This is a genomic window from Yersinia nurmii, assembly GCF_001112925.1.
In the GTDB taxonomy this organism is placed as follows: Bacteria; Pseudomonadota; Gammaproteobacteria; order Enterobacterales; family Enterobacteriaceae; genus Yersinia; species Yersinia nurmii.
Map to the genome: position 1 here is coordinate 127,203 of NZ_CPYD01000010.1, position 23,320 is coordinate 150,522.

Below are 23,320 nucleotides of genomic sequence, written 5' to 3' on the forward strand. Positions count from 1 at the left end.
CAGCTTTTCCTGAGGTATTCATTAATCCTGCAATAATGTTAGCGCGAAAGTTATCGCTGAACAGAGGCTTTCTACTTCTTCACGGGTATTGTAGGGAGCGAATGAGGCTCGCAGGCTACCGCTGATACCCAACGCACTCATTAGCGGCTGAGCACAATGCTGGCCGGCGCGCAGAGCGATACCTTGCTCTGCCAGCAATGTGACCAAATCGCTGTGGTGTACTCCGTCAAAGTTAAAAGCCAGCAAGCTGGAGTTAGAGCAACGATAACTGCGAAATCCGTCCAGTTTGCTCAGTTTCTCTTCCGCTAGCGTAGCCAAATTGCTGCTGTATTCTTCCGCCGCTTCAATATCAATATTTTCAAGCCAGCTAAGTGCGGCGGACAGGCCGATAACGCCAGCGATATTGGGGGTTCCTGCTTCGAAACGGTAAGGAGCGTCCTGTGGAGTAAAACCGGCGAAGGAAGCCTGAGTCAGCATTTTACCGCCACCCTGCCAAGGGGGCATTTCGTCCAGCAGTTCTGCTTTGGCATATAATGCGCCAATTCCCGTCGGGCCATAGAGTTTATGGGCAGAAAAAGCATAAAAATCAATATCAAATGCTTGAACATCCGCCGGGCTGTGCACCACACCTTGAGCGCCATCAACGACCACTACGCAGTTTTTGCTGTGTGCCAGATTGATAGCCAAAGCCAAATCAGGCATGCCGCCGGTGACATTAGACATTTGTCCCAGCGCTAAAATGCGGGTTTTCCCGTTTAATAACGCGGGTAGCTGCTGAAAATCAGGGAGAAAGTCGCTGCCCAGCGGTAGTTTTACCAAGGTTGCGCCAGTTTGCTCTGCAACCAATAGCCAGGGAATCAGGTTGGCATGATGTTCAGCTTCGCTCACCAGAATTTCATCTCCGGGTTGGAGGCGAGGGCGAGCGTAGCTTTGCGCGATCAGATTAATCGCTTCGGTAGTGCCTTTGGTCCAGACAATATTTTCTGCCGTAGGGGCGTTAATAAAATCAGCAACTTGCTGACGAGCTTGTTCAAAACGCAAGGTCAGGGAACGAGCGGCATGATGCTGACTGCGATGTACCGTGGCCGCATCTTGTGCATAAAATTGTTGAGTGGCGTCAATCACCCCTTGGGGTTTCAGCGCGGTAGCGGCGCTATCCAGGTAAATCCCCGAACTATTAATAGCCGGAAATTCTGCGCGAAAAGCTGCGGGGTTAAAAGACTTCATACCGTTCTCATATCCTCTGAAAAGCTAAGATCATTCTTATTTTTCGGTGTTTAACGGGTAATTAGCCCGCTAATTACCCAGATTCATGGAAATATGTAATAAGTTTGTTATGCTGAATAGTGTCTGGTGAATAATTAATTTAATAATCTAAATTATTTTTTTCAGTGTTTTAATCTGCAAGGAGTGTTCTATGAATAAGACAGCTGCCGTACTTTCCGCTTTAATGCTTACTTTTACTCTCGCAGCCTGCTCTAGCAACTATGTCATGCATACCAACGATGGTCGCACCATCGTCGCTGATGGTAAACCTAAAGTCGATAATGATACCGGTATGATCAGTTACATTGATGCCAACGGCACAGAACAGCAAATTAACCGTTCCGAAGTAAAAGAAATGGCGGAAGGGAAATAATCCGGCGGATTTTAGCCTGACTACCTGATTAAGTTTAAGCTTTTCTGACGTGCAACGCGCAGTGAAGCTCAAATTTAAGATAAAAAAAAGCACCGCTTTATGGGGCGGTGCTGCATAAAATCACTATGGACAGACAGGGTAAATGTACAGGAAGTGAAAAAACAGTAGCTTAGCTACTATGTCTGGCATACCAGACCATTTGCAAACACAACATCACAACCACAAAGCCAAAAGTAATTCAGTACCTGGATACCAAACCTACTTTTCGTTCCGGCTCGGGAAGTGCCGCCACTATAGGTATTTGCTGGCGCATCATCAACGGACAATTTATAATGGCTCGCATTACAAAAACTAATAAGTAAACAAAGGGTTTCATCCACGGATGAGCCGTTATAAAAAAGTATCCAATTCATGTCAAAACGATTGCCACCCCTTAATGCTCTCCGCGTGTTTGATGCGGCCGCGCGCCACCTCAGTTTTACTAAGGCGGCGGATGAATTATTTGTCACTCAGGCTGCCGTTAGCCACCAGATTAAATCTCTGGAAGACTTTCTGGGCCTGAAGCTTTTCCGTCGACGTAACCGTTCCTTACTGCTGACGGAAGAGGGGCAAAGTTACTACCTGGATATTAAAGAAATTTTCACTTCGATTAACGAAGCTACGCGCAAATTACAGGCCCGTAGTGCCAAGGGGGCATTAACGGTCAGTTTGCCGCCGAGTTTTGCTATTCAATGGTTGGTTCCACGTTTATCTAGCTTTAACTCAGCTTATCCGGGGATTGACGTCAGAATCCAAGCGGTTGACCGTGAAGAAGATAAATTGGCAGATGATGTAGATGTGGCTATTTTCTACGGTCGCGGCAACTGGACAGGGCTGCGCACCGAAAGATTGTACGCCGAGTTTCTGCTGCCAGTTTGTGCTCCTAGCCTGTTAATGGGTGAACATCCGTTGAAAGTTCCGGCAGATCTGGCTAATCATACTTTGTTGCATGATACTTCCCGCCGCGATTGGTTGGCTTATACCCGTCAGTTGGGTGTTCCGCAAATTAATGTGCAGCAAGGGCCGATTTTTAGTCACAGTGCCATGGTGGTTCAGGCTGCGGTTCACGGTCAGGGTATTGCTTTGGTGAATAATGTGATGGCTCAGACCGAAATCGAAGCGGGGCGGTTGGTATGCCCGTTCAATGAGGTTCTGGTAAGTAAAAATGCTTTTTATCTGGTTTGTCATGACAGTCAGGCAGAACTGGGTAAAATAGCTGCCTTTCGTCAGTGGATTCTGGCTCGGGCTGCCAGTGAACAAGAGAAATTACGATTCCGCTACGAAAATTGATCGTAAAAAAACGCAAAATTACCTAATTTCACCACAGTAACTATTTATAAAATAAGGTAAATAACGATGAGTGGTCGTTTGATGCTGATCTTTGCCGCTATCAGCGGTTTTTTCTATGTCGCTTTTGGTGCTTTTGGCGCACATGTATTAAGCGGAAGTCTGGGCGTAAATGAAATGGCCTGGATCCGTACCGGTTTGGAATATCAGGGATTTCATACTCTGGCTATTCTCGCTTTGGCCGTTGCTATGCAGCGCCAGATTAGTATTTGGTTTTACTGGAGCGGCGCTTTATTGGCCCTCGGCACCTTGTTATTTAGTGGCAGTCTCTACTGCCTGGCTCTATCGCACCTGAAACTTTGGGTATATGTCACGCCAATTGGCGGCGTATGCTTTATGGCGGGATGGATTTTGATGTTGATTGGCGCGCTGCGTCTACGGAAAAGGGCAGAACGCCATGAATAAAATCGCTTTATATTGCCGTCAAGGCTTTGAAAAAGAGTGTGCGGCAGAAATTACCGCCAAGGCCGCAGAACACGAAGTCTTTGGTTTTGCTCGGGTAAAAGATAATAGCGGTTATGTCTTATTCGAATGTTACCAGCATGAAGATGCGGATCGCCTGATTCGCGAGTTGCCGTTTAAGGAGCTGATTTTTGCTCGCCAAATGATGGTTGTTGGCGAACTGCTGAAGGATCTACCGCCGGAAGATCGAGTGTCTCCGATTGTAGGGATGTTGGTCGGCGTGGTGGAAAAAGCTGGCGAACTGCGAGTTGAAGTGCCGGATACCAATGAGAGTAAAGAATTGCTTAAATTCTGCCGCAAGCTGACGGTGCCGCTGCGTGCCGCGATGCGTGAACAGAAAATTTTGCAGACTCGTGAAAATCCGCATCGTCCGGTGGTTCACGTATTCTTTATCGCTTCTGGCTGCTGTTATGTTGGTTATTCCTACAGTAACAACAACTCTCCTCTGTATATGGGGATTCCGCGCCTGAAATTCCCTTCGGATGCGCCAAGCCGTTCGACGCTCAAGCTGGAAGAGGCTTTCCACGAATTTATTCCTGCGGATGAGTGGGAAGAACGACTGGCAAGCGGCATGCACGCGGTGGATCTCGGCGCTTGTCCGGGTGGCTGGACTTATCAACTGGTTCAACGCAGCATGATGGTGCAGGCGGTGGATAACGGCACTATGGCGCAGAGTCTGATGGATACCGGGCAGGTGACTCATCACCGTGCGGATGGGTTCAAATACGAGCCAACGCGTAGCAATATCTATTGGCTGGTTTGCGATATGGTTGAAAAGCCAGCGCGTGTAACGCAGCTTATTACCGATTGGCTGGTCAATGGCTGGTGTCGCGAAGCAATTTTCAATCTTAAATTGCCAATGAAAAAGCGCTACGAAGAAGTGTTGCAAAACCTGGCACTGATGGACGAACAGTTGAAAGAAAACGGTATTAATGCGCATATTCAGGCTAAACAGCTTTATCACGATCGTGAAGAAGTGACCGTGCATGTTCGTCGTATCTGGGCTGGCGTTCCAGGGCGTAGAGATGAACGTATTTAGTTATTTTCAAAGCTAACTATTTGATTTAACTCATAGCTAGACATGTATGATTGGGCGTTCGGGAATCAAAATGAAACGTTTAAACCCCAATCTTTAAAACCTTCGGGTTAATGCCAGAGATTGAATAGCTAATATGTAAAATCAGAAGGGGCGATAGGCTAGTGCCGATCGTTTAAGGATCGGTTGACCGCTCTGTTGGTTGATGTAAAAAGGGTTCATGTCTCTGCATGAACCCTTTTTTAATGGAGCTTTCACGAGCCCTCGGCATTATCAATGTTACTTCTCCGAGCAGGCCGGTAATCTCGCCAACCCGGATAAAAAGGCAGCTGGTCACTTTAAGTGACCAGCATTAGGCCAATGGATCCCTTAACTTTTGCCTAAGCGCAGCTGTTGTAGGTTACCGTTCAGCGGTAAATCTGTTTTAAGTGTTGCTACCTGTTTGCAGATAAAGGCCATGTCCTGATGCTGTTGCAGCTTTTTTCGCCACTTTTCAGGAACCTGTTCAAGGTTTTGATACAACGTTTCCAGACTGTTGACCTGTTGCAATAACACCGCCGCCGTTTTAGCGCCTATTCCTGCTACGCCGGGAATTTTGCTGCTGCTGATACCGGCCAGCCCCCAATAATCAGGTAATTGATGTGGGGCAACGCCAAACTCCTGTTTGACGAATGGCAAGTCCAGCCAGCGTTTCTGAAAGTAATCCCTAATCTGTACGTTTGGTGCCAATAACTGGCAGTAACCTTTATCGGTAGAAACGATGGTAACTTGATGTCCAGCACCAGCAATTTTAGCCGCTAGCGTGGCGGCTAAATCATCGGCCTCATTGCCGGGAGAGTGCCAGCAAGGGACGCCTAGTTCGGAAAAAGCTTGTCTAAGCTGCGGCATTTCCTGCTGTAAATTATCCGGCATTGGCGATCGCCCGGCTTTGTAATCTGGCAAACAATGGTGGCGCCAGCTATCGGAACGGTCATCCTCATCAAAAACGGCAACCGCATGGGTAGGCTGACTGTGCGCAATAAGCTGCTGTAACGCATGAGTACAGGCATTTACACAAGGGGAACCTTGCACAGCATGGATGCGGCGAATGAGATTGAGTGCGTCAACGATAAGAAGGTGTATATCCATAACCTGAATGCAAGAGTCCTGATAGTCGAAATTGTGTGGGTGGAAATAAAATCGATATTATTGATACGTCCAATACGTCCAATACGTCCAATACGTCATGTTATCGCATCGACTCTTTTACTCCCCCCGATACTTAGAATGGCTAAGTATCGGGGGAGTATTCTAATTTGCCGCCTCACTGTCACTTAAGCCTTATTGAGCGAGCGTAGTCGCCGCTCGCATTTAAGGGCATATTTCATAACATGGCGTATATGCGCTGCCCGGTAACTTCATTCGATGCTGAGCAATAAATCCTTGTAGCAAATGATCCATTTGCTTCATCATCTGCGGGTCGCCATGTAATTTATAAGGCCCATAAGCCTCAATGGCGTGAATGCCGATTTCTTTTACATTCCCAGCCACAATGCCTGAAAATGCCCGACGTAGTGCTGCAGCCAGCTTTTCTGCCGGTTGATCAGGGTATAAATTCAGTGCAGCCATATTCTCGTGGGTTGGTTCAAATGGCAATTGCAGGTCTGGTTCAATGCGCATCGACCAGTTAAAGCTATAGGCATCGCCGGTATTTCGACGATTCTCTTTCACCAGTGGCATGGCTTTTTTCATTTGGCGAGCCACTTCGTCCGGATCGTCGATAATAATCTGATAGTAAGTCCGCGCCTTCTCTCCCAATGTATTAACGATGAAATCGTCCAATACTCGGAAATAATCTGCACTTTCTTTTGGCCCGGTCAGAATCAAAGGTAAAACCTGATTGCTGTTTTCAGGATTCATCAAAATCCCAAGCAGATAGAGCAACTCTTCTGCGGTACCAACGCCACCGGGGAAAATGATAATGCCGTGGGCTATGCGTACAAAGGCTTCCAGACGTTTTTCGATATCTGGCATGATTACCAGTTCGTTAACCAGAGGATTTGGCGGCTCAGCGGCAATAATCGAAGGCTCGGTCATACCGATGAAACGACCTTGTCTGTAGCGCTGTTGCGCATGGCCTACCGCCGCGCCTTTCATTGGCGCTTCCATCGCGCCTGGCCCGCAGCCAGTACAGATATTCAGTTCACGCAGGCCCAATTGGCTACCGACCTTGCGGGCATACAGATATTCAATTTCATTAATAGAATGCCCACCCCAGCACACCACCATATTAGGATCTTCATCAATATGTAGTGCGCGGGCGTTACGCAGGATAGAAAATACCAGATTGGTCAAATGGCTGGAGTTTTCCATATTAAGGTGCTGGAAACGTCCGGCGCTGACGATCTGACCATTCACGAACAGGATATCTCGCAGAACCGCAAATAGGTTAGCCTGTAGTGAACGGATAATTCGTCCATCAACAAAGGCATGTTCTGGCGGATTGACCAGCTCCAGCTTGACGCCTCGCTCGCGGCGTAACACATTGATATCAAAACTTTCGTAGCGAGATAGCAGCTCTTTGCTGTTATCAGTCTGGCTACCTGAGTTCAATACTGCCAGAGAGCAATTACGGAACAGGCGGTAAAGGTCGCTGCTGGCAGTGCGTTTTAGCATGTCAACTTCAAGCTGAGACAACAGATCCATTGAGCCAAGCGGGCTAATATGTGTAATCAAAATTACTCCTTTACGCCCCTCAGAGGGGCCGTAGTCACTGCATTGCACCAAAGAGCGGCTATTCTCTTTATGATCTCGCTTTTTTGCGTACCAGAGTCCCGCTCTCGATGTCTCCATTGGAATATCAGATTAATTGTTCTTTAGGTGATGGCAGTCTTTATGGTTCATTATTGCCGCAACACACTTCAATCCACCTTAACGTCGTCCCTTGTTTTTTGCCAATACTAACGAGACTTTTACTGCCAATGTTGCGTAATGGCACGCATTATTGACGCGCTAAACGCCCACTCGACGGAGTGAAGTCGGTATTGCTGCGCCAAGGGTTGATATCCAAGCCGCCGCGACGGGTATAGCGGGCATAGACCGACAGAGTTTCAGGTTGGCAGAAGCGCATTAAGTCGTTGAAAATACGCTCCACACATTGCTCATGAAATTCATTGTGATGACGGAAGGAAACCAGATAGCGCAACAATGCTTCACGGTTGATCTGTGGGCCACGGTAGCGGATTTGAACCGATCCCCAATCTGGCTGATGAGTGATTAGGCAGTTGGATTTCAATAGGTGACTGACCAGCGTCTCTTCGACGATCTGTTGACCCGCAGCATTTTTCAGATAATCGGTGCTGAATTCGTAATTATCGATGCGAATATCTTGTTCATCCAGACATTCTCCATTGAAGTCAGCAATAAGTTGCCCAGCTAGATCATTCAGTTTATAGAGATTGACACTGACTTCGCCCTGCGCGCAGGTTGATAGGTCTTGTTGTAAAGTCTGGCGAACGCTTTCCCAATCGCTAAAGGGAGTCTGGTTAAAACTGTTCAAATACAGCTTAAAACTCTTGGATTCGATAAGATTAACACTATCGGCTTTCAGGCTGATTTCGCCGACGGCAACCTGCGGCAAGCCGTTGGCATTGAGCCAGGACAACTCATACATAGTCCAAATATCCGCGCCGTGGAAGGGGAGGTTATTAGGATATAATCCCAGCGGCTCGCGATTCATACTGCGGGGAACTGCCTGTAGCAAGGCCGCATCATAATGGTCACGGTAAGCGGTAGGCTTTCCTAAAGTGAGTTCGGCCAGAGCCTGATGATCTTGATATGAAGACATGCTGTTCCCTAGGTGAGAGATCGGTACAATAGCCGATAGTTTACCATTTATGCCGCGTCAGGCATTGTCGCTGAAGGCGAAGTTTCGTTTTCCCAGTTTAGCGCAGGCTTATCGCATGTTGAGAGATAATATGGACCAGAATGTTTCAACCGCTCTACAGAGCTTTACGCAGCGCTACGTTGAGCTATGGCAGCAGCAAACCGGCCATGCGCCAGCCAGCCACGAGTTGTACGGAGTGGCTTCGCCTTGTATTACGGAGACTCAGGAGGATCAGATTTACTGGCTTCCGCAGCCATTCTTACCGGCAGCAACGTTAGAAAGCGTGGCTCGCGCGTTAGAAATCCAGTTACATGAAGATATTCATACCTTTTACACGCAGCAGTACGCGGGAGATATGACCGCGGAATTGGGCGATCATCGTTTTACTCTATTGCAGGTATGGAGTGAGGATGATTTTACCCGATTACAGGAAAACCTTATTGGTCATTTGGTTACGCAAAAACGGCTCAAACTGTCCCCGACGCTGTTTCTGGCAACGACTGAATCTGAAATGACAATGGCATCGTTGTGCAACGTTACTGGCAATGTCGTTTTGGAGCACTTTGGCAGTAATCAACGTTCGCTTTTAGCCTCCAGTCTGAGCCATTTCCTCGATGCATTGCGCCCAGTGATGCCAATATAAACCTTAATTTAATTAAGGTTATCTGATTTCCGTGTGAGAGATCTCTCACACGGGCTGTAAGATATAGCTTCTATTTTTTAGAGACGATTTTCTTGCGTGAGAATTATTCTCAATAAAATCACTCCGTTATAAACATTCATTTTTTTGTCTATTAAAACGTATAGATAAGAGGCTTTACAGTATCTTGTCTCTGTTCGCCAATTAAGTGATCCTTTATTCACCAGATAGGATCTGGTTGGAAAGGAACAGCATCGGGATGATGCAGCTTCAGGATGAAGGAAATCAGGGACTGCTCAGGACGAGTGAAGGGATGTTTTAGGACGAAACAAGGGACACCTCCAGGATGGAGATAGGGAGCCGATAAAGGATTATTGGTGGGTTAGGATGACCTAAGGATCGCACCAGGATGGTGTAGGACATCGCGAAGGATTGCTGGTTAGGATAACCGCAGGAAAAGTTTTCAAGGATTGAGCAGGGAGCATCAATTTAGCTGGATTGCTATAAAACGAACAGAGGGGTACTGGTAAAACAGTACCCCTTTTTTTATGTTTTTTTCACTGCGGCTTAAACTCACTTTCTTTATTTAGTTTATTGATAGCGGATTTAATTAGCCGATAGTTGGGCCTCTTGCGCTTCGATGGTATGCTTGCGCGCTTTTGTTTTCACCCGGATTATCAGGAGTGAACCTTCCTTTCTGGCCTGTTTTGGCCCATTTTTGGTCGAGAATTAAAACATGAGTCTAAACAATCAGGTACGCCAGATTTTACAGGATATCGATCTGGCATTACGCACCATTAATCTTTGGCAGTCATCTCCGCCAGAGGCTGAGGCTTTTGAAAGCGTTGAGCCTTTTTGCGTCGATACCATGGCCGCTGAGCAATGGCTTCAGTGGGTATTGCTACCGCGAATGAATGCGCTGCTAGAAAATAGTGCTCCCTTACCAACCCGTTTTGCCGTAACGCCTTATTTTGAGGTGGCATTGAAAGATCATCAGACGGATTGCAGTCTTCTTCTGGCACAGTTGCAGCGTCTCGATGACCTGTTAAATATAGAAAGCGAATAATGCTCGAAATACTTTATCAAGATGAACATATTGTTGCGGTTAATAAGCCTGCTGGTTGGTTGGTACACCGCAGCTGGCTTGACCGCAATGAAACCGTTTTTGTGATGCAAACGGTGCGTGACCAGATTGGCCAGCATGTGTACACCCTACATCGTCTGGACCGTCCGACTTCTGGCGTATTGTTAATGGCATTGTCTAGCGAAGTGGCGCGCGCATTGTCACAACAGTTCGAACAACATGAAGTTAAGAAGGTTTATCATGCGGTTGTACGTGGTTATGTGTTAGACGAAGACACTCTTGACTACGCTTTGACCGAAGAGTTGGACAAAATTGCCGATAAGTTTGCCAGCCAAGATAAAGCGCCAAAACCAGCGATTACGCATTACCGTGCGTTAGCGAGAGCCGAGATGCCAGTCGCTATTGGTCGCTACGAAACCGCTCGCTACAGTTTGATGGAATTGACTCCGGAAACTGGGCGTAAACATCAGTTACGACGTCATATGGCGCATCTTCGTCACCCGATTCTGGGGGATAGCACGCATGGCGATTTACGTCAGAATCGCGGAATGGCGCAACATTTTGATTGCTCACGCTTAATGTTACATGCCAGCCATTTATCGCTGAACCATCCGGTCACCGGTGAATCCTTGGCGCTATCTGCGCGTTGGGACAGTGCCTGGCAGGGCGTGATATCACAATTTGGCTGGGAAGGGCTTCTCCCTGAGCTTGAAAGGGTTGAGTTTCCCGCCGACGCAGGTCAGGATAGTGAGTAACTAATTGGTAATTTAAAGAAGGTTTTTTATGGCTCAGGTGGGTATTTTTGTCGGTACGGTTTATGGCAATGCGCTTTTAGTTGCGGAAGAAGCTGAAAACATACTGAATGAGCAAGGCCACGAAGTTAAGCTATTTGACGAAGGTACGCTGGAAGCCTGGCAATATTATCGCCAGCATTATGCGTTAGTGATCACGTCCACCACCGGGCAAGGGGATTTCCCTGACAATATCGTGCCGTTGTTTCAGGCTGTGCGCGATCAGGTTGGTTTCCAGCCAGAGCTGCGCTACGGCGTTATTGCATTAGGTGATAGCAGCTACGATAACTACTGCGGTGCAGGGCGCGCGTTTGACGCTTTATTGCAGGAGCAGGGCGCGACGCGTATCGGCGAGATCTTAGAAATTGATGCGATTGAGCAGCCGGAGCCTGAGGCGGTTTCCTGCCCGTGGGTAGAACAATGGGGCCAATTGCTGAAATAAACCGCGTTGGAATCCCGTCGTTGCTGTGTTCACGTGATTAGCGTCAATAAAAAATTGACGTAAATAATAAGTGGCGAACAGATATCGCCACTTTTACTATTTGTCTCGTTATTGCCTATCTTGTTCCTAACGGATTATGGGCGGGTATTAGCGGCCGCTTTTCGTTAGTTTTTCCAGATCGGATTCAATTTCAGAGATTTTGTGAGCAACCACGTTTTCCAAATGACGCAGGTCATCCAGAATTTTGCGTTTCAAATCCACTTCAACTTGGTCGCGTTTGCAGAGTTGGTCCAACTCATCAATCACATAACGCAGATTCGGGTTAATTTCGTGAATTTCTTTGTAACCTTGTCCGGCGTTGTCCGCAACTACGGTTTTACGCTGGCGCGGATACTTGAATTTGACGCTTTTAGCAAAAAACTCGCCTTTATCTTTGCGGAAATAAATTTTCAGAATGTCGTTATTGGCCTCCTGACGCAGGCTGTAGCGATCGACATCTTCCGGTTGAGTGATTCCTAAGCTTTTCAGGTTGTCATACATAGCGCCACCTTATTGGTTTTATATTCCACAGTTTCTATTATGGCGGTTATTGTTGCCATAAAATGTGATTGCAGGCGATAACTGCTTACAAGACAAAAAAATAGCGGGCTGATTGGCCCGCTAGTTGAATGTTAGTCTATGGTGCGTAATAACTCGTTAATGCCGACTTTACCCAAGGTTTTTGCGTCGACTTTCTTCACGATAACCGCACAGTACAGGCTGTAGCTACCATCTTTGGAAGGCAGATTACCAGAAACCACAACTGAGCCAGCCGGTACGCGACCATAATGGATTTCGCCGGTTTCGCGATCGTAAATACGAGTGCTTTGGCCGATAAATACGCCCATGGAAATCACCGAGCCTTCTTCTACGATAACCCCTTCAACGACTTCGGAACGTGCGCCTACGAAGCAGTTATCTTCGATGATGGTTGGGTTAGCCTGCAATGGCTCCAATACGCCGCCGATGCCAACGCCGCCGGATAAGTGCACGTTTTTACCGATCTGAGCACAAGAACCTACCGTTGCCCAGGTATCAACCATGGTACCTTCGTCAACGAAAGCGCCAATATTGACGTAGGAAGGCATCAGCACGGTGTTGCGGGCAATGTAAGCGCCTTTGCGTACGGTAGCCGGTGGTACGACGCGGAAACCTTCACGCTGGAAGCGCGCTTCGTCGTAATCAGCAAATTTCATTGGGACTTTATCGTAATAGCGAGTTTCTGCACCTTCCATCACTTGGTTATCATTGATACGGAAGGAGAGCAGAACGGCTTTTTTCAGCCATTGATGTGTTACCCACTGGCCTTCAATCTTTTCCGCTACGCGCAATGCGCCGGTATCTAACAGATTGATAACGTGGTTAATGGCTTCGCGCGTTACGGTGTCTACGTTAGCCGGAGTGATCTCTGCACGGCGTTCGAAGGCGTTTTCAATAACGGTCTGTAGTTGCTGCATCCGGTTCTCTTTCCTGAAGTTGAAAGGTTGTAAGAAAAATAATCGTTAAAAAGTTATTTGTATCACAGTTTATCGTTCGGATTGAGGGTATCTGTCAACCGTTGAGCTAATTCCTTTCGCGTTTCGGCATTCAATGCCCGACGATCCTTATCTGCTAATACGAATAAATCCTCAACCCTTTCGCCAATAGTGGTGATGCGAGCGCTGTGAAGTGATAATCCCAAATCAGCAAATATTTCCCCAACTCTGGCCAATAGTCCCGGCTGATCCAAGGCGATAAGTTCGAGATAACTACGGCGATCTGTATGAGTTGGCAGGAAATTAGCCTCGGTAGGCACGCTGAAATGACGCAGTTTGGGCGATAAACGTCTGACCCGTGGATGCTGATAGTTCGGCTGTGTCATTGCCTGTTCCAGCGCATGACGAATCACCGGATGCCGATCCTGCGCCAGCGGGCTGCCGTCCGGTTCTAGGACGATAAAGGTATCCATCGCCATACCGTCACGATTGGTGAAAATCTGGGCGTCGTGAACACTCAGGTTACGTCGATCTAATTCACCCACCACGGCAGCGAATAGGGAAGGGCGGTCAGGGCTCCAGATAAAGATTTCTGTGCCGCCACGTGTAGCTTGGCGGCTGACTAGCACCAAAGGTTTGGTGGAATCATGCTCAAGTAAGTGTCGGGCATGCCAGGCCAATTGATTTGGTGAATGGCGCAGGAAATAATCGGCGCGGCAGCGACTCCAGATTCGGTGAAGTGCTTCTTCGTCAATATTATCCATTCGCAGCAATGCCAACGCCTGTAGACGGTGATGGCGCACACGTTCTCGCAGGTCCGGGCTGTTTTCCATGCCTCGTCGCAGCTGCTTTTCAGTGGCGAAATAGAGCTCGCGCAATAAACTCTGCTTCCAGCTATTCCATAGGTTTTCATTGGTGGCACAAATATCAGCCACCGTCAGGCTAATCAGGTAGCGTAAGCGCGTTTCACTTTGTACTTCGGCAGAAAATTGCTGAATAACTGTTGGATCCTGAATATCACGACGCTGAGCCGTCACTGACATCAATAAATGGCAACGAACTAGCCAGGCAACAAGTTGAGCTTCCCGCGAGTTCAATCCGTGTAACTCGGCAAATTCCAGCACATCCTGCGCGCCGAGAATGGAGTGGTCACCGCCGCGCCCTTTGGCTATATCGTGGAACAGCGCGGCGAGCAACAGTAATTCCGGCTGAGGCAGGCGCGGATATAGCTCTACGCACAATGGATGGCGCGGACGAGTTGATTCGTCGGCGAAGCTTTCCAGTTTTTGTAATACCCGAATAGTGTGTTCATCGACAGTGTAGGCATGGAACAGGTCAAACTGCATCTGGCCGACAATGCTACCCCACTGCGGCATATAGGCCCACAGCACGCTGTGGCGGTGCATCGGTAGTAAGGCACGGGAAACGGCTCCCGGATGGCGCAGAATAGCCATAAACAGCTTGCGAGCCTCTGGAATGGTACACAGCGGCTGTTTTAGATGACGGCGAGCGTGGCGCAGTTGGCGCACAGTGGTGGAATAGATGCCCGTGATATCCTGGTTGCGGACCATCAGGTAAAACATTCTCATGATGGCTTCGGGTTGGCGGATAAACAGTTGCTCATCCTGTAGATCAATCAGATTGCCGCGTAGCTGGAAATTATCATCCAAAGGCCGTGGTTTTTCATTAGTATCCAGCGCCAGTATGGCTTCATCGAATAGCTGTAGCAGCATGTTGTTCAGTTCGCTGACGCGACGCGTCATTCGATAGAAATCTTTCATCATGCGCTCAACCGGTTCGTTGCCTTCTCCCTGATAACGAAGCAGTTGCGCCACGCTAAGCTGGCGATCGAACAGCAGCCGGTTATCGTAGCGATTTAAGACCAGATGAAGGGCAAAACGGATGCGCCACAGGAAGCTTTGGCATTCGATAAGCTCGTTGCTTTCCGCTTTGGTCAGGAAACCAAACTCGACCATTTCACTCAGCGTGGTGGCCCCAAAGTGGCGACGGGCAACCCACAGCAAAGTGTGAATATCTCGTAGGCCGCCGGGGCTGCTTTTGATGTCCGGCTCCAGATTATAGCTGGTGCCGTGGTAGCGTTTGTGCCGTTCTTGTTGCTCGGCAATTTTGGCATCGAAAAATTCGGGAGAGGGCCAGAAGCTATCGCTGAAAATGTGTTTCTGCATTTGCAAAAATAGCGCGACATCACCACAAATCAAGCGGGATTCGATCAAATTAGTGGCGACGGTTAAATCAGCTAGCCCTTCCAGCAGACACTCTTCAAGGGTGCGTACGCTGTGACCGACTTCCAGTTTTAAATCCCATAGCAGGGTAATAAGCTGCCCGACGCGCTGCGCCTGCTCATCGCTTAAACGCTGCTCGCTCAATACCAATACATCAATATCGGACAGGGGGTGCAGTTCGCCGCGGCCATAGCCACCAACGGCGACCAGTGCGGTCTGCGGAATAGGCTCAAAGCCATAAAAGGACCACAGTCGCTGTAACAGAGCATCAATATAATTGCTGCGGGCAACCACCAGTTTTTCCGCGCTAACCCCTGCATTGAAGGCATCGGCCAGCCAGTTCTGGAAGGTTTCCAAACGTTGTTTCAACGGTTGGCAGTGGAGTTCGCTATCGGAATAAGTGCTGGGAAATGCAGGCTGCTCAGGGAGAGCGCTCACTGATGCCGATGGGAGAGGGTTTTCAGTGTTGTGGTCAGACATAGGGTTTTCCGATATAAAACGCAGCCCATAAAAAAGCCGGCGATTGCCGGCTTGTCGTCATTACTCGTGCGTTATGATGTTGGGGATGGTGTCATCCCTACGCAACGTCATTATTTCGCAGCCGTTCTCAGTCACCACAATAGTATGCTCATACTGTGCAGACAAGCTGCGATCTTTGGTTTTTACCGTCCAGCCGTCTTTCATGGTACGGATGCGGTAATCGCCGGCGTTAACCATCGGCTCGATAGTGAAAGCCATACCGGGCTGCAGTACCACGCCGCCGTCATCCGCATCGTAATGCAGAACCTGTGGCTCTTCGTGGAAACCTTCACCGATACCGTGGCCGCAGTATTCGCGTACTACGGAGAAGTTTTCCGCCTCGACGAATTTCTGAATCTCTTTACCCAAGGTGCGCAGACGAATGCCTGGTTTCACCATTTTAATCGCCAGATACAGGCTTTCCTGAGTGACACGACACAGGCGCTCGCCCAGAATAGTTGGTTTGCCAACGATAAACATTTTGGACGTATCACCGTGGAAACCGTCTTTGATTACGGTCACGTCGATATTCACGATATCGCCGTCTTTCAGCACTTTATCGTCGCTTGGAATACCGTGACAGATGACTTCGTTAACGGAAATACAGACTGATTTCGGGAAGCCGTGGTAGCCCAGACAGGCGGAAATAGCCTGCTGCTTATTGGTGATGTGATCGTGGCAAATACGATCCAGTTCGCCGGTCGTTACGCCCGGTTTTACGTAAGGTTCGATCATTTCTAGCACTTCAGCGGCCAGGCGGCCGGCAACGCGCATTTTTTCGATATCTGCAGGTGTTTTAATTGTGATAGCCATGAAGAAAAGGTCCACAGGGGCCAGAGTGTGGCCGCTGTTATGATTAAATAAGTAAAAAATGCTGTTGCATATGGTACCAGCCCAGCAAATTGCTGCCAAACTTTCCTTTTTATGCTGCCACGAAATGCAACAAAAGTTGGTGTATGGTGCCGGATTATGGTATAAAGCGCGCCGGCGATCCGCTCTGCGTCATATGCCCTTAGGGCAGCAATGAGCCTTCAGCCAAGTAGTACTAATCGCACTCATATGTGTAAATAACACACACGTGTCGGCACATACACCGGGGTGCCCTAAAGCCGCTGTCTTATAGCGGAGGCTTGTGGGGTCGGTGTTATGGGACACGTGGAGGCATAACCCCAATCGTTAAATATAGAGGTTTTAATCATGGCAACTGTTTCCATGCGCGACATGCTTCAGGCTGGTGTTCACTTTGGTCACCAAACTCGTTACTGGAACCCGAAAATGAAGCCTTTCATCTTCGGCGCACGTAACAAAGTTCACATCATCAACCTGGAAAAAACTGTACCAATGTTCAACGAAGCTCTGGCTGAGTTGACTAAGATTTCTTCCCGTAAAGGTAAGATCCTGTTCGTTGGTACTAAACGCGCAGCAAGCGAAGCGGTAAAAGAAGCTGCTCATAACTGCGACCAGTTCTTCGTGAACCATCGCTGGTTAGGCGGCATGCTGACTAACTGGAAAACCGTTCGTCAGTCCATCAAACGTTTGAAAGATCTGGAAATCCAGTCTCAAGACGGCACCTTTGAAAAGCTGACCAAAAAAGAAGCTCTGATGCGTACCCGTGAGCTGAACAAGCTGGAAAACAGCCTGGGCGGTATCAAGGACATGGGCGGTTTACCTGACGCACTGTTCGTTGTTGACGCCGATCACGAACACATCGCTATCAAAGAAGCTAACAACCTGGGTATCCCGGTATTCTCTATCGTTGATACCAACTCCGATCCAGATGGCGTTGACTTCATTATCCCTGGTAACGATGACGCAATCCGTGCAGTTAAACTGTATCTGAGCGCTGTTGCTGCCGCCGTCCGTGAAGGTCGTTCTCAAGATCTGGCCGTTCAAGCGGAAGAAAGCTTCGTAGAAGCTGAATAATAAGACAGGCTCGTCACTGAGCCCTTATTAACCAGGTATTGAAATATGTTGGTTAGGGGGCCTTTTATAGGCCCCCTTTGCGTATCTACAGTGAGAACTATCTTCACGAGAGAACCGAGGAAAATTGAAATGGCTGTTATTACCGCTGCTTTGGTAAAAGAACTGCGTGAGCGTACTGCCGCAGGTATGATGGAATGTAAGAAAGCGCTGGTTGAAGCTGATGGCGACATCGAGCTGGCGATCGATAACATGCGTAAATCTGGTCAGGCTAAAGCTGCCAAGAAAGCAGGCCGTATCGCTGCTGAAGGTATCATCCTGGCTAAAGTTTCTGCAGACGGCAAATTCGGCGTGATGCTGGAACTGAACTGCGAAACTGACTTTGTTGCTAAAGATGCTGGCTTTAAAGCATTCGGCGACGAAGTTATCGAAGCAGCACTGGCTGGCAAAATCGTTGATATCGAAGTGTTGAAAGCACAGTTCGAAGAACAACGCGCTAACCTGGTTGCTAAAATCGGTGAAAACATCAATATCCGTCGTGTTGCTGCTCTGGAAGGCGACATTCTGGGTACTTACCTGCACGGCGCGCGTATCGGCGTTATGGTTGCCGCTACCGGTGCTGACGAAGAGCTGGTTAAGCACATCGCTATGCACATCGCTGCAAGCAAACCAGAATACGTTAAACCAGAAGACGTCCCGGCTGAAGTTGTTGCTCGCGAGCACCAAATCCAGTTGGACATCGCTATGGAATCTGGCAAGCCACGCGAAATCGCAGAGAAAATGGTTGAAGGCCGTATGCGTAAGTTCACCGGCGAAGTTTCTTTGACCGGTCAGCACTTCGTAATGGACCCAAGCAAAACCGTTGGTGAACTGCTGAAAGAGCATAAAGCTGACGTGATTAACTTCATCCGCTTCGAAGTGGGCGAAGGCATCGAGAAAGTTGAGACTGACTTTGCTGCTGAAGTTGCAGCAATGAGCAAACAGTCTTAATGCTTAAAAATGGGGCCGCCAACAGGCGGTTCCATTTTATCCAATCTAGAATTTAGTCCGTAGACTTTCAGCTCGCTTATAGGTGTTCTGAATGTATGACGGTCAAATCCCCAATACTATTACTGCTGCTTAGGACAGAACACCATGGCAACCAATGCAAAACCCGTATATCAGCGAATCCTGCTAAAGCTGAGTGGCGAAGCCCTGCAAGGCGCGGAAGGTTTTGGTATCGACGCTAGCGTTTTGGATCGTATGGCTCAAGAAGTCAAAGAGCTGGTCGAACTGGGTATTCAGGTCGGTGTGGTAATTGGCGGTGGTAACTTATTCCGCGGTGCCGGTTTGGCACAGGCTGGGATGAACCGCGTAGTGGGCGACCACATGGGAATGCTGGCTACCGTAATGAACGGCCTGGCAATGCGTGATGCACTGCACCGTGCCTATGTGAACGCCCGCCTGATGTCGGCAATCCCGTTGAACGGCGTATGTGACAACTACAGCTGGGCTGAAGCAATCAGCCTGCTGCGTCACAATCGCGTGGTGATTTTTGCTGCCGGAACCGGCAATCCATTCTTCACTACTGATTCAGCGGCATGTTTGCGCGGTATCGAGATCGAAGCCGACGTGGTGTTAAAAGCCACCAAAGTTGACGGTGTGTATTCAGCCGATCCGGTGAAAGATCCTGATGCTACGCTGTACGAACAGTTAACCTATCAAGACGTGTTAGAACGTGAACTGAAAGTGATGGATCTTGCCGCCTTTACGCTGGCTCGTGACCATAACTTGCCAATTCGCGTATTTAACATGAACAAACCTGGCGCGCTGCGTCGTGTTGTGATGGGTGAAAACGAAGGGACGTTGATCGCTAAATAGCGCCGTTCTTATTAGGGGGCTTCACGTAATTGTGCGCTGAGTCCCCTTTAACCAGCAATTGCTGGTTTACATATTCACCGGCTATGCTGCAAGGTATAGCCTGCCAAGTAACCAGTTTACAAGGGTTCGCAACGTGATTAACGAAATTAAAAAAGATGCAGAAGTGCGCATGGGTAAGTGCGTAGAAGCATTCCAGGGCCATATCGACAAAATACGTACTGGCCGTGCTTCACCAAGTATTCTTGATGGTATTCAAGTTGAATATTACGGTAGCGCAACGCCATTGCGCCAGTTGGCCAACGTGGTAGTAGAAGACTCCCGTACTCTGGCAATTACCGTATTTGACCGCAGCCTGAACGCCGCGGTAGAAAAAGCGATCATGTCTTCTGATTTGGGTCTGAACCCATCTTCAGCTGGCACCGTGATCCGCGTTCCACTGCCTCCGCTAACCGAAGAGCGTCGTAAAGACCTGATCAAAGTGGTGCGTGGCGAAGCAGAGCAGGGCCGTGTCTCTGTGCGTAACGTGCGTCGTGATACTAACGATAAGGTTAAAGCCTTGTTGAAAGATAAAGCTATCAGCGAAGATGAAGATCGTCGTTGTCAGGATGAAGTTCAGAAAATGACTGATACCTTCATCAAGAAAATCGACTCTATCTTGTCTGATAAAGAAGCTGAGTTAATGAATTTCTAATCGTTAACCGGTTCCGCAAGGCGTCGCTTAGGCGGCGCTTTGTTTTTTACATCTGTACGGTTTTATTGAAGACAACAGCTGATATTTGGGCTAAATGTCTTAGTCTTGCGGGCTCAGATGTTTCATACTGATGCATCTTCCTATCATAAAAACAGTTATTCAGAGCACCCTCATGAAGCAACTGACTATTCTTGGTTCTACTGGCTCCGTTGGCTGCAGTACACTGGCCGTTGTGCGGGCTAATCCCGATTTATTCGCTGTCACCGCATTGGTTGCAGGGCGCAATGTCACATTAATGGCAGAACAATGTCTGGAATTTACCCCGCGTTATGCGGCAATGGCGGACGAAGATTCTGCTGCAGCGCTGCGCCGTTTGCTGTCTGAACAAGGTAGCAAAACCGAAGTGTTAGCCGGTGAAAAGGCTGCCTGCGAACTGGCTGCTCTCGGTGAAGTCGATCAGGTCATGGCTGCCATCGTCGGCGTAGCCGGGCTATTACCTACGCTGGCAGCGATCCGCGCGGGTAAAAAAGTGCTGCTGGCCAATAAAGAATCACTGATTACCTGTGGCCGTCTTTTCATGGACGCGGTGCGGGAAAGTCGTGCGCAACTGCTCCCTATCGATAGTGAACACAATGCCATTTTCCAAAGCTTGCCAGAGCGCGTACAGCAACAATTAGGCTATTCTTCTCTAATTGAGAATGGCGTATCGCGTATTATTCTGACCGGTTCCGGCGGTCCTTTTCGTGAAACACCGTTGGATCAGTTTGCCACAATGACGCCAGACCAAGCCTGTGCTCATCCTAACTGGTCTATGGGTCGCAAGATTTCCGTTGATTCAGCGACCATGATGAATAAAGGGCTGGAATATATCGAGGCTCGCTGGCTGTTTAACGCTTCGGCGGAGCAGATTGAAGTGATTCTGCATCCGCAGTCGGTGATTCACTCGATGGTTCGCTATCAGGACGGAAGCGTGCTGGCACAGCTTGGTACACCGGATATGCGCACGCCAATCGCCCACGCGATGGCTTACCCAAATCGGGTAGAATCAGGCGTTGAAGCGTTAGATTTTTGCCGTATGGGGCCGCTGACGTTTGCAGAGCCTGATTATCAGCGTTATCCGTGTCTGCAGCTGGCAATGGAAGCTTTTAACGCAGGGCAGGCGGCGACCACGGTATTAAATGCGGCTAATGAAATTTCTGTCATGGCTTTCTTGCAATCGCGCATTGGTTTCACGGATATTGCAAGATTAAACAGAAATGTGCTCGAAAGTTTGGTATTGCAGGAACCCAATTCAGTCGATGAAGTCTTAGATATTGACCGTTTGGCACGGATTGCTGCTGAGCGAGCATTAGGTGCATTAAGTCGTTGAAGGTGATGTTATTCATTGGCGGAATTTGTTCGACTCGGACTGAGATGATATAGTCTGCGCCGTCAATGGGCAGACAGACCCTTGATTAACGGTTCTATGGGTATTTAGACCCTCTGGTTTGGCTGTCATATAAGAAGCCGTGATTCAGTACACGGCTTTTTTTGTGCGCATGAGGCCTAATGTTCGGGAAGAGCAGTCGTATTTATTGAGGAAGAATGTTCGCGTTATGTCGTCCGTAAATGAAGATAGGGCTAACTTGTCCCCCCAAGGCCCGCGCCACGTTGCTATTATTATGGATGGTAATGGTCGATGGGCTAAACGTCAGGGTAAATTAAGGATCTTCGGTCATAAAGCGGGAGTGAAATCAGTTCGCCGTGCGGTAAGTTTTGCCGCCACTCATCAATTAGATGCGCTCACGCTTTATGCTTTTAGTAGTGAAAACTGGAATCGCCCTGCTCAGGAAGTGACCGCACTGATGGAGCTTTTCGTTCGAGCGCTGGACAGCGAAGTGAAAAGTCTGCATAAACATAACGTACGTTTAAGCGTTATCGGTGATATCAGCCGCTTCAGTGGACGTTTGCAGGAACGAATTCGACGCTCTGAAGCGCTGACGGCAAATAATGATGGTTTAAAGCTTAACATTGCTGCCAATTATGGTGGACGTTGGGATATCATTCAGGGAATGCGCCAATTGGCTGGGCAGGTTCAAAAGGGATTGTTACAACCTGAAGATATCACTGAGGATTTGTTAAATTCTCATATTTGCCTGAGCGAACAGTCTCAGGTGGATCTAGTGATCAGGACCGGTGGCGAACATCGCATCAGTAATTTCCTGCTGTGGCAAATAGCCTATGCTGAACTTTACTTTACTGATGTCCTCTGGCCTGATTTTGATGAACTTGTCTTTGAAGGTGCGCTGAATGCATTTGCACAACGCGAGCGCCGCTTCGGTGGAACTACACCTAACGATGTTGCTGCATCTTAGGGGGAACTTTTGCTGAAGTATCGTCTCATAACTGCTTTGATTTTAATCCCTATCGTCATCGGGGCGCTGTTTTTGCTGCCGCCGGTTGGTTTTGCCATTGTGACGCTGGCGGTCTGTATGTTGGCGGCTTGGGAGTGGGGGCAGCTCGCTGGCTTCGCTTCACACTCACAGCGCATCTGGCTGGCGATACTCTGCGGTTTCTTGCTGGTATCAATGTGGTTGAGTATTCCAGAATATCAACCTAAAGTGCACGACTTGCAAGTCAGCGGCCCACTTTGGGCATCGATGGGGTGGTGGATAGTCGCTCTGTTGCTGGTGTTGACCTACCCGCGCTCGGCTGCTTTCTGGCGTAACTCGCGAACCATCAGAATTATCTTCGGTATTCTGACCATAGTGCCATTCTTCTGGGGCATGTTTGCACTGCGTCAGTACGGTTATGAACAAAATCATTCAACCGGCGCCTGGTGGCTACTTTACGTGATGTTGCTGGTGTGGGGGGCGGATTCCGGTGCCTACATGTTTGGCAAAATGTTCGGCAAACATAAGCTTGCACCGAAAGTTTCCCCAGGAAAAACCTGGGAAGGGTTGATAGGCGGCTTGCTGTCATCGGCGTTGATAGCCTGGCTGTTCGGCCGCTATGCTCCGCTGGATGTGATTCCGGAAAAACTGTTAGTGTGTTCTGTGGTTGCGGCTTTGGCCTCAGTACTCGGGGATTTGACCGAGAGTATGTTCAAACGTGAAGCGGGAATCAAAGACAGTGGTCATCTGATTCCTGGTCATGGCGGGATACTGGATCGTATCGATAGCCTGACCGCAGCCGTGCCGGTATTTGCCTGCCTGATGCTGTTAGTGTTTTAATCCGTCACTGACGGGG

Annotated in this window: 23 protein-coding genes; 15 read left to right on the forward strand and 8 right to left on the reverse strand. The window is 48.6% G+C overall.

Going from position 1 to position 23,320, the window contains the following annotated elements:
• Nucleotides 1-21 precede the first annotated feature (21 nt).
• Entirely contained in the window at nt 22-1,227 is a 1,206-nt protein-coding gene (csdA, locus tag AD970_RS13295) for a cysteine desulfurase CsdA (protein WP_049599876.1), read from the reverse strand.
• Between the two features lie 190 nt (nt 1,228-1,417).
• Between csdA and AD970_RS13300 the strand changes: the two genes are divergently transcribed.
• The 4 genes from AD970_RS13300 to rlmM all read left to right on the forward strand — a co-directional run bounded on the left by AD970_RS13300 (nt 1,418) and on the right by rlmM (nt 4,526).
• On the forward strand, nt 1,418-1,639 hold the full coding sequence (locus AD970_RS13300) for a YgdI/YgdR family lipoprotein (RefSeq protein ID WP_049599880.1): 222 nt from the start codon (nt 1,418-1,420) through the stop codon (nt 1,637-1,639).
• 411 nt (nt 1,640-2,050) lie between these two features.
• The gene (locus tag AD970_RS13305; RefSeq protein WP_049599883.1) at nt 2,051-2,968 is read left to right on the forward strand and encodes a transcriptional regulator GcvA; all 918 of its coding nucleotides are present in this window, start codon (nt 2,051-2,053) and stop codon (nt 2,966-2,968) included.
• A 66-nt stretch (nt 2,969-3,034) separates the two neighbouring features.
• Complete coding sequence (locus AD970_RS13310; protein ID WP_157045528.1) at nt 3,035-3,430, forward strand: DUF423 domain-containing protein; 396 nt, start codon at nt 3,035-3,037, stop codon at nt 3,428-3,430.
• A complete protein-coding gene (gene rlmM, locus AD970_RS13315; protein ID WP_049599886.1) occupies nt 3,423-4,526 on the forward strand; it encodes a 23S rRNA (cytidine(2498)-2'-O)-methyltransferase RlmM in 1,104 nt (367 codons plus the stop codon). The genes AD970_RS13310 and rlmM overlap by 8 nt, the downstream gene beginning before the upstream one ends.
• Before the next feature lie 366 nt (nt 4,527-4,892).
• Here the strand turns inward: rlmM and xni are convergent, their stop codons facing one another.
• The 3 genes from xni to queF form a co-directional block, all read right to left on the reverse strand.
• Nucleotides 4,893-5,651: a flap endonuclease Xni gene (xni, locus tag AD970_RS13320; protein WP_049599889.1), complete on the reverse strand. Its 759-nt coding sequence runs from the start codon at nt 5,649-5,651 to the stop codon at nt 4,893-4,895.
• 222 nt (nt 5,652-5,873) lie between these two features.
• Nucleotides 5,874-7,238 (reverse strand): nucleotide 5'-monophosphate nucleosidase PpnN, encoded by a 1,365-nt coding sequence (gene ppnN, locus AD970_RS13325; RefSeq protein WP_049599892.1) that lies wholly within the window; start codon nt 7,236-7,238, stop codon nt 5,874-5,876.
• A gap of 265 nt (nt 7,239-7,503) precedes the next feature.
• Nucleotides 7,504-8,349 carry an NADPH-dependent 7-cyano-7-deazaguanine reductase QueF gene (queF, locus tag AD970_RS13330; protein WP_049599894.1) on the reverse strand — a complete coding sequence of 282 codons (846 nt, stop codon included), beginning with the start codon at nt 8,347-8,349 and terminating at the stop codon, nt 7,504-7,506.
• 130 nt (nt 8,350-8,479) lie between these two features.
• Between queF and syd the strand changes: the two genes are divergently transcribed.
• The 4 genes from syd (at nt 8,480) to AD970_RS13350 (ending at nt 11,345) form a co-directional block, all read left to right on the forward strand.
• The gene (gene syd, locus AD970_RS13335; protein WP_049600022.1) at nt 8,480-9,031 is read left to right on the forward strand and encodes a SecY-interacting protein; all 552 of its coding nucleotides are present in this window, start codon (nt 8,480-8,482) and stop codon (nt 9,029-9,031) included.
• 733 nt (nt 9,032-9,764) lie between these two features.
• Nucleotides 9,765-10,094 carry a YqcC family protein gene (locus AD970_RS13340; RefSeq protein ID WP_049599898.1) on the forward strand — a complete coding sequence of 110 codons (330 nt, stop codon included), beginning with the start codon at nt 9,765-9,767 and terminating at the stop codon, nt 10,092-10,094.
• Nucleotides 10,094-10,867 carry a tRNA pseudouridine(65) synthase TruC gene (gene truC, locus AD970_RS13345; RefSeq protein WP_049599900.1) on the forward strand — a complete coding sequence of 258 codons (774 nt, stop codon included), beginning with the start codon at nt 10,094-10,096 and terminating at the stop codon, nt 10,865-10,867. Before AD970_RS13340 ends, truC begins: the two co-directional genes overlap by 1 nt.
• Nucleotides 10,868-10,895: 28 nt before the next feature.
• Entirely contained in the window at nt 10,896-11,345 is a 450-nt protein-coding gene (locus AD970_RS13350) for a flavodoxin (protein ID WP_049599901.1), read from the forward strand.
• Nucleotides 11,346-11,492: 147 nt separating this feature from the next.
• On the opposite strand, the gene AD970_RS13355 is transcribed toward AD970_RS13350, so the two are convergent.
• The 4 genes from AD970_RS13355 to map form a co-directional block, all read right to left on the reverse strand.
• Nucleotides 11,493-11,885 carry a DUF3461 family protein gene (locus AD970_RS13355; protein WP_049599904.1) on the reverse strand — a complete coding sequence of 131 codons (393 nt, stop codon included), beginning with the start codon at nt 11,883-11,885 and terminating at the stop codon, nt 11,493-11,495.
• Between the two features lie 131 nt (nt 11,886-12,016).
• Nucleotides 12,017-12,841: a 2,3,4,5-tetrahydropyridine-2,6-dicarboxylate N-succinyltransferase gene (gene dapD, locus AD970_RS13360; RefSeq protein ID WP_049599907.1), complete on the reverse strand. Its 825-nt coding sequence runs from the start codon at nt 12,839-12,841 to the stop codon at nt 12,017-12,019.
• A gap of 62 nt (nt 12,842-12,903) precedes the next feature.
• A complete protein-coding gene (glnD, locus tag AD970_RS13365) occupies nt 12,904-15,582 on the reverse strand; it encodes a bifunctional uridylyltransferase/uridylyl-removing protein GlnD (RefSeq protein WP_049599909.1) in 2,679 nt (892 codons plus the stop codon).
• A 60-nt stretch (nt 15,583-15,642) separates the two neighbouring features.
• Complete coding sequence (map, locus tag AD970_RS13370; protein WP_049600024.1) at nt 15,643-16,434, reverse strand: type I methionyl aminopeptidase; 792 nt, start codon at nt 16,432-16,434, stop codon at nt 15,643-15,645.
• A gap of 384 nt (nt 16,435-16,818) precedes the next feature.
• Between map and rpsB the strand changes: the two genes are divergently transcribed.
• The 7 genes from rpsB (at nt 16,819) to cdsA (ending at nt 23,304) form a co-directional block, all read left to right on the forward strand.
• Entirely contained in the window at nt 16,819-17,544 is a 726-nt protein-coding gene (gene rpsB / locus AD970_RS13375; protein WP_049599912.1) for a 30S ribosomal protein S2, read from the forward strand.
• Nucleotides 17,545-17,673: 129 nt separating this feature from the next.
• Nucleotides 17,674-18,531 (forward strand): translation elongation factor Ts, encoded by an 858-nt coding sequence (gene tsf, locus AD970_RS13380; protein WP_049599914.1) that lies wholly within the window; start codon nt 17,674-17,676, stop codon nt 18,529-18,531.
• A gap of 144 nt (nt 18,532-18,675) precedes the next feature.
• Complete coding sequence (pyrH, locus tag AD970_RS13385) at nt 18,676-19,401, forward strand: UMP kinase (RefSeq protein WP_004719674.1); 726 nt, start codon at nt 18,676-18,678, stop codon at nt 19,399-19,401.
• A gap of 133 nt (nt 19,402-19,534) precedes the next feature.
• Nucleotides 19,535-20,092, forward strand: coding sequence for a ribosome recycling factor (gene frr, locus AD970_RS13390; RefSeq protein WP_049599918.1), 558 nt, complete (start codon nt 19,535-19,537; stop codon nt 20,090-20,092).
• Between the two features lie 172 nt (nt 20,093-20,264).
• Nucleotides 20,265-21,461, forward strand: coding sequence for a 1-deoxy-D-xylulose-5-phosphate reductoisomerase (gene ispC, locus AD970_RS13395; RefSeq protein WP_049599921.1), 1,197 nt, complete (start codon nt 20,265-20,267; stop codon nt 21,459-21,461).
• Nucleotides 21,462-21,687: 226 nt separating this feature from the next.
• Nucleotides 21,688-22,446, forward strand: coding sequence for a (2E,6E)-farnesyl-diphosphate-specific ditrans,polycis-undecaprenyl-diphosphate synthase (gene ispU, locus AD970_RS13400; protein WP_049599924.1), 759 nt, complete (start codon nt 21,688-21,690; stop codon nt 22,444-22,446).
• A gap of 9 nt (nt 22,447-22,455) precedes the next feature.
• A complete protein-coding gene (cdsA, locus tag AD970_RS13405; protein ID WP_049599927.1) occupies nt 22,456-23,304 on the forward strand; it encodes a phosphatidate cytidylyltransferase in 849 nt (282 codons plus the stop codon).
• Nucleotides 23,305-23,320: the final 16 nt, after the last annotated feature.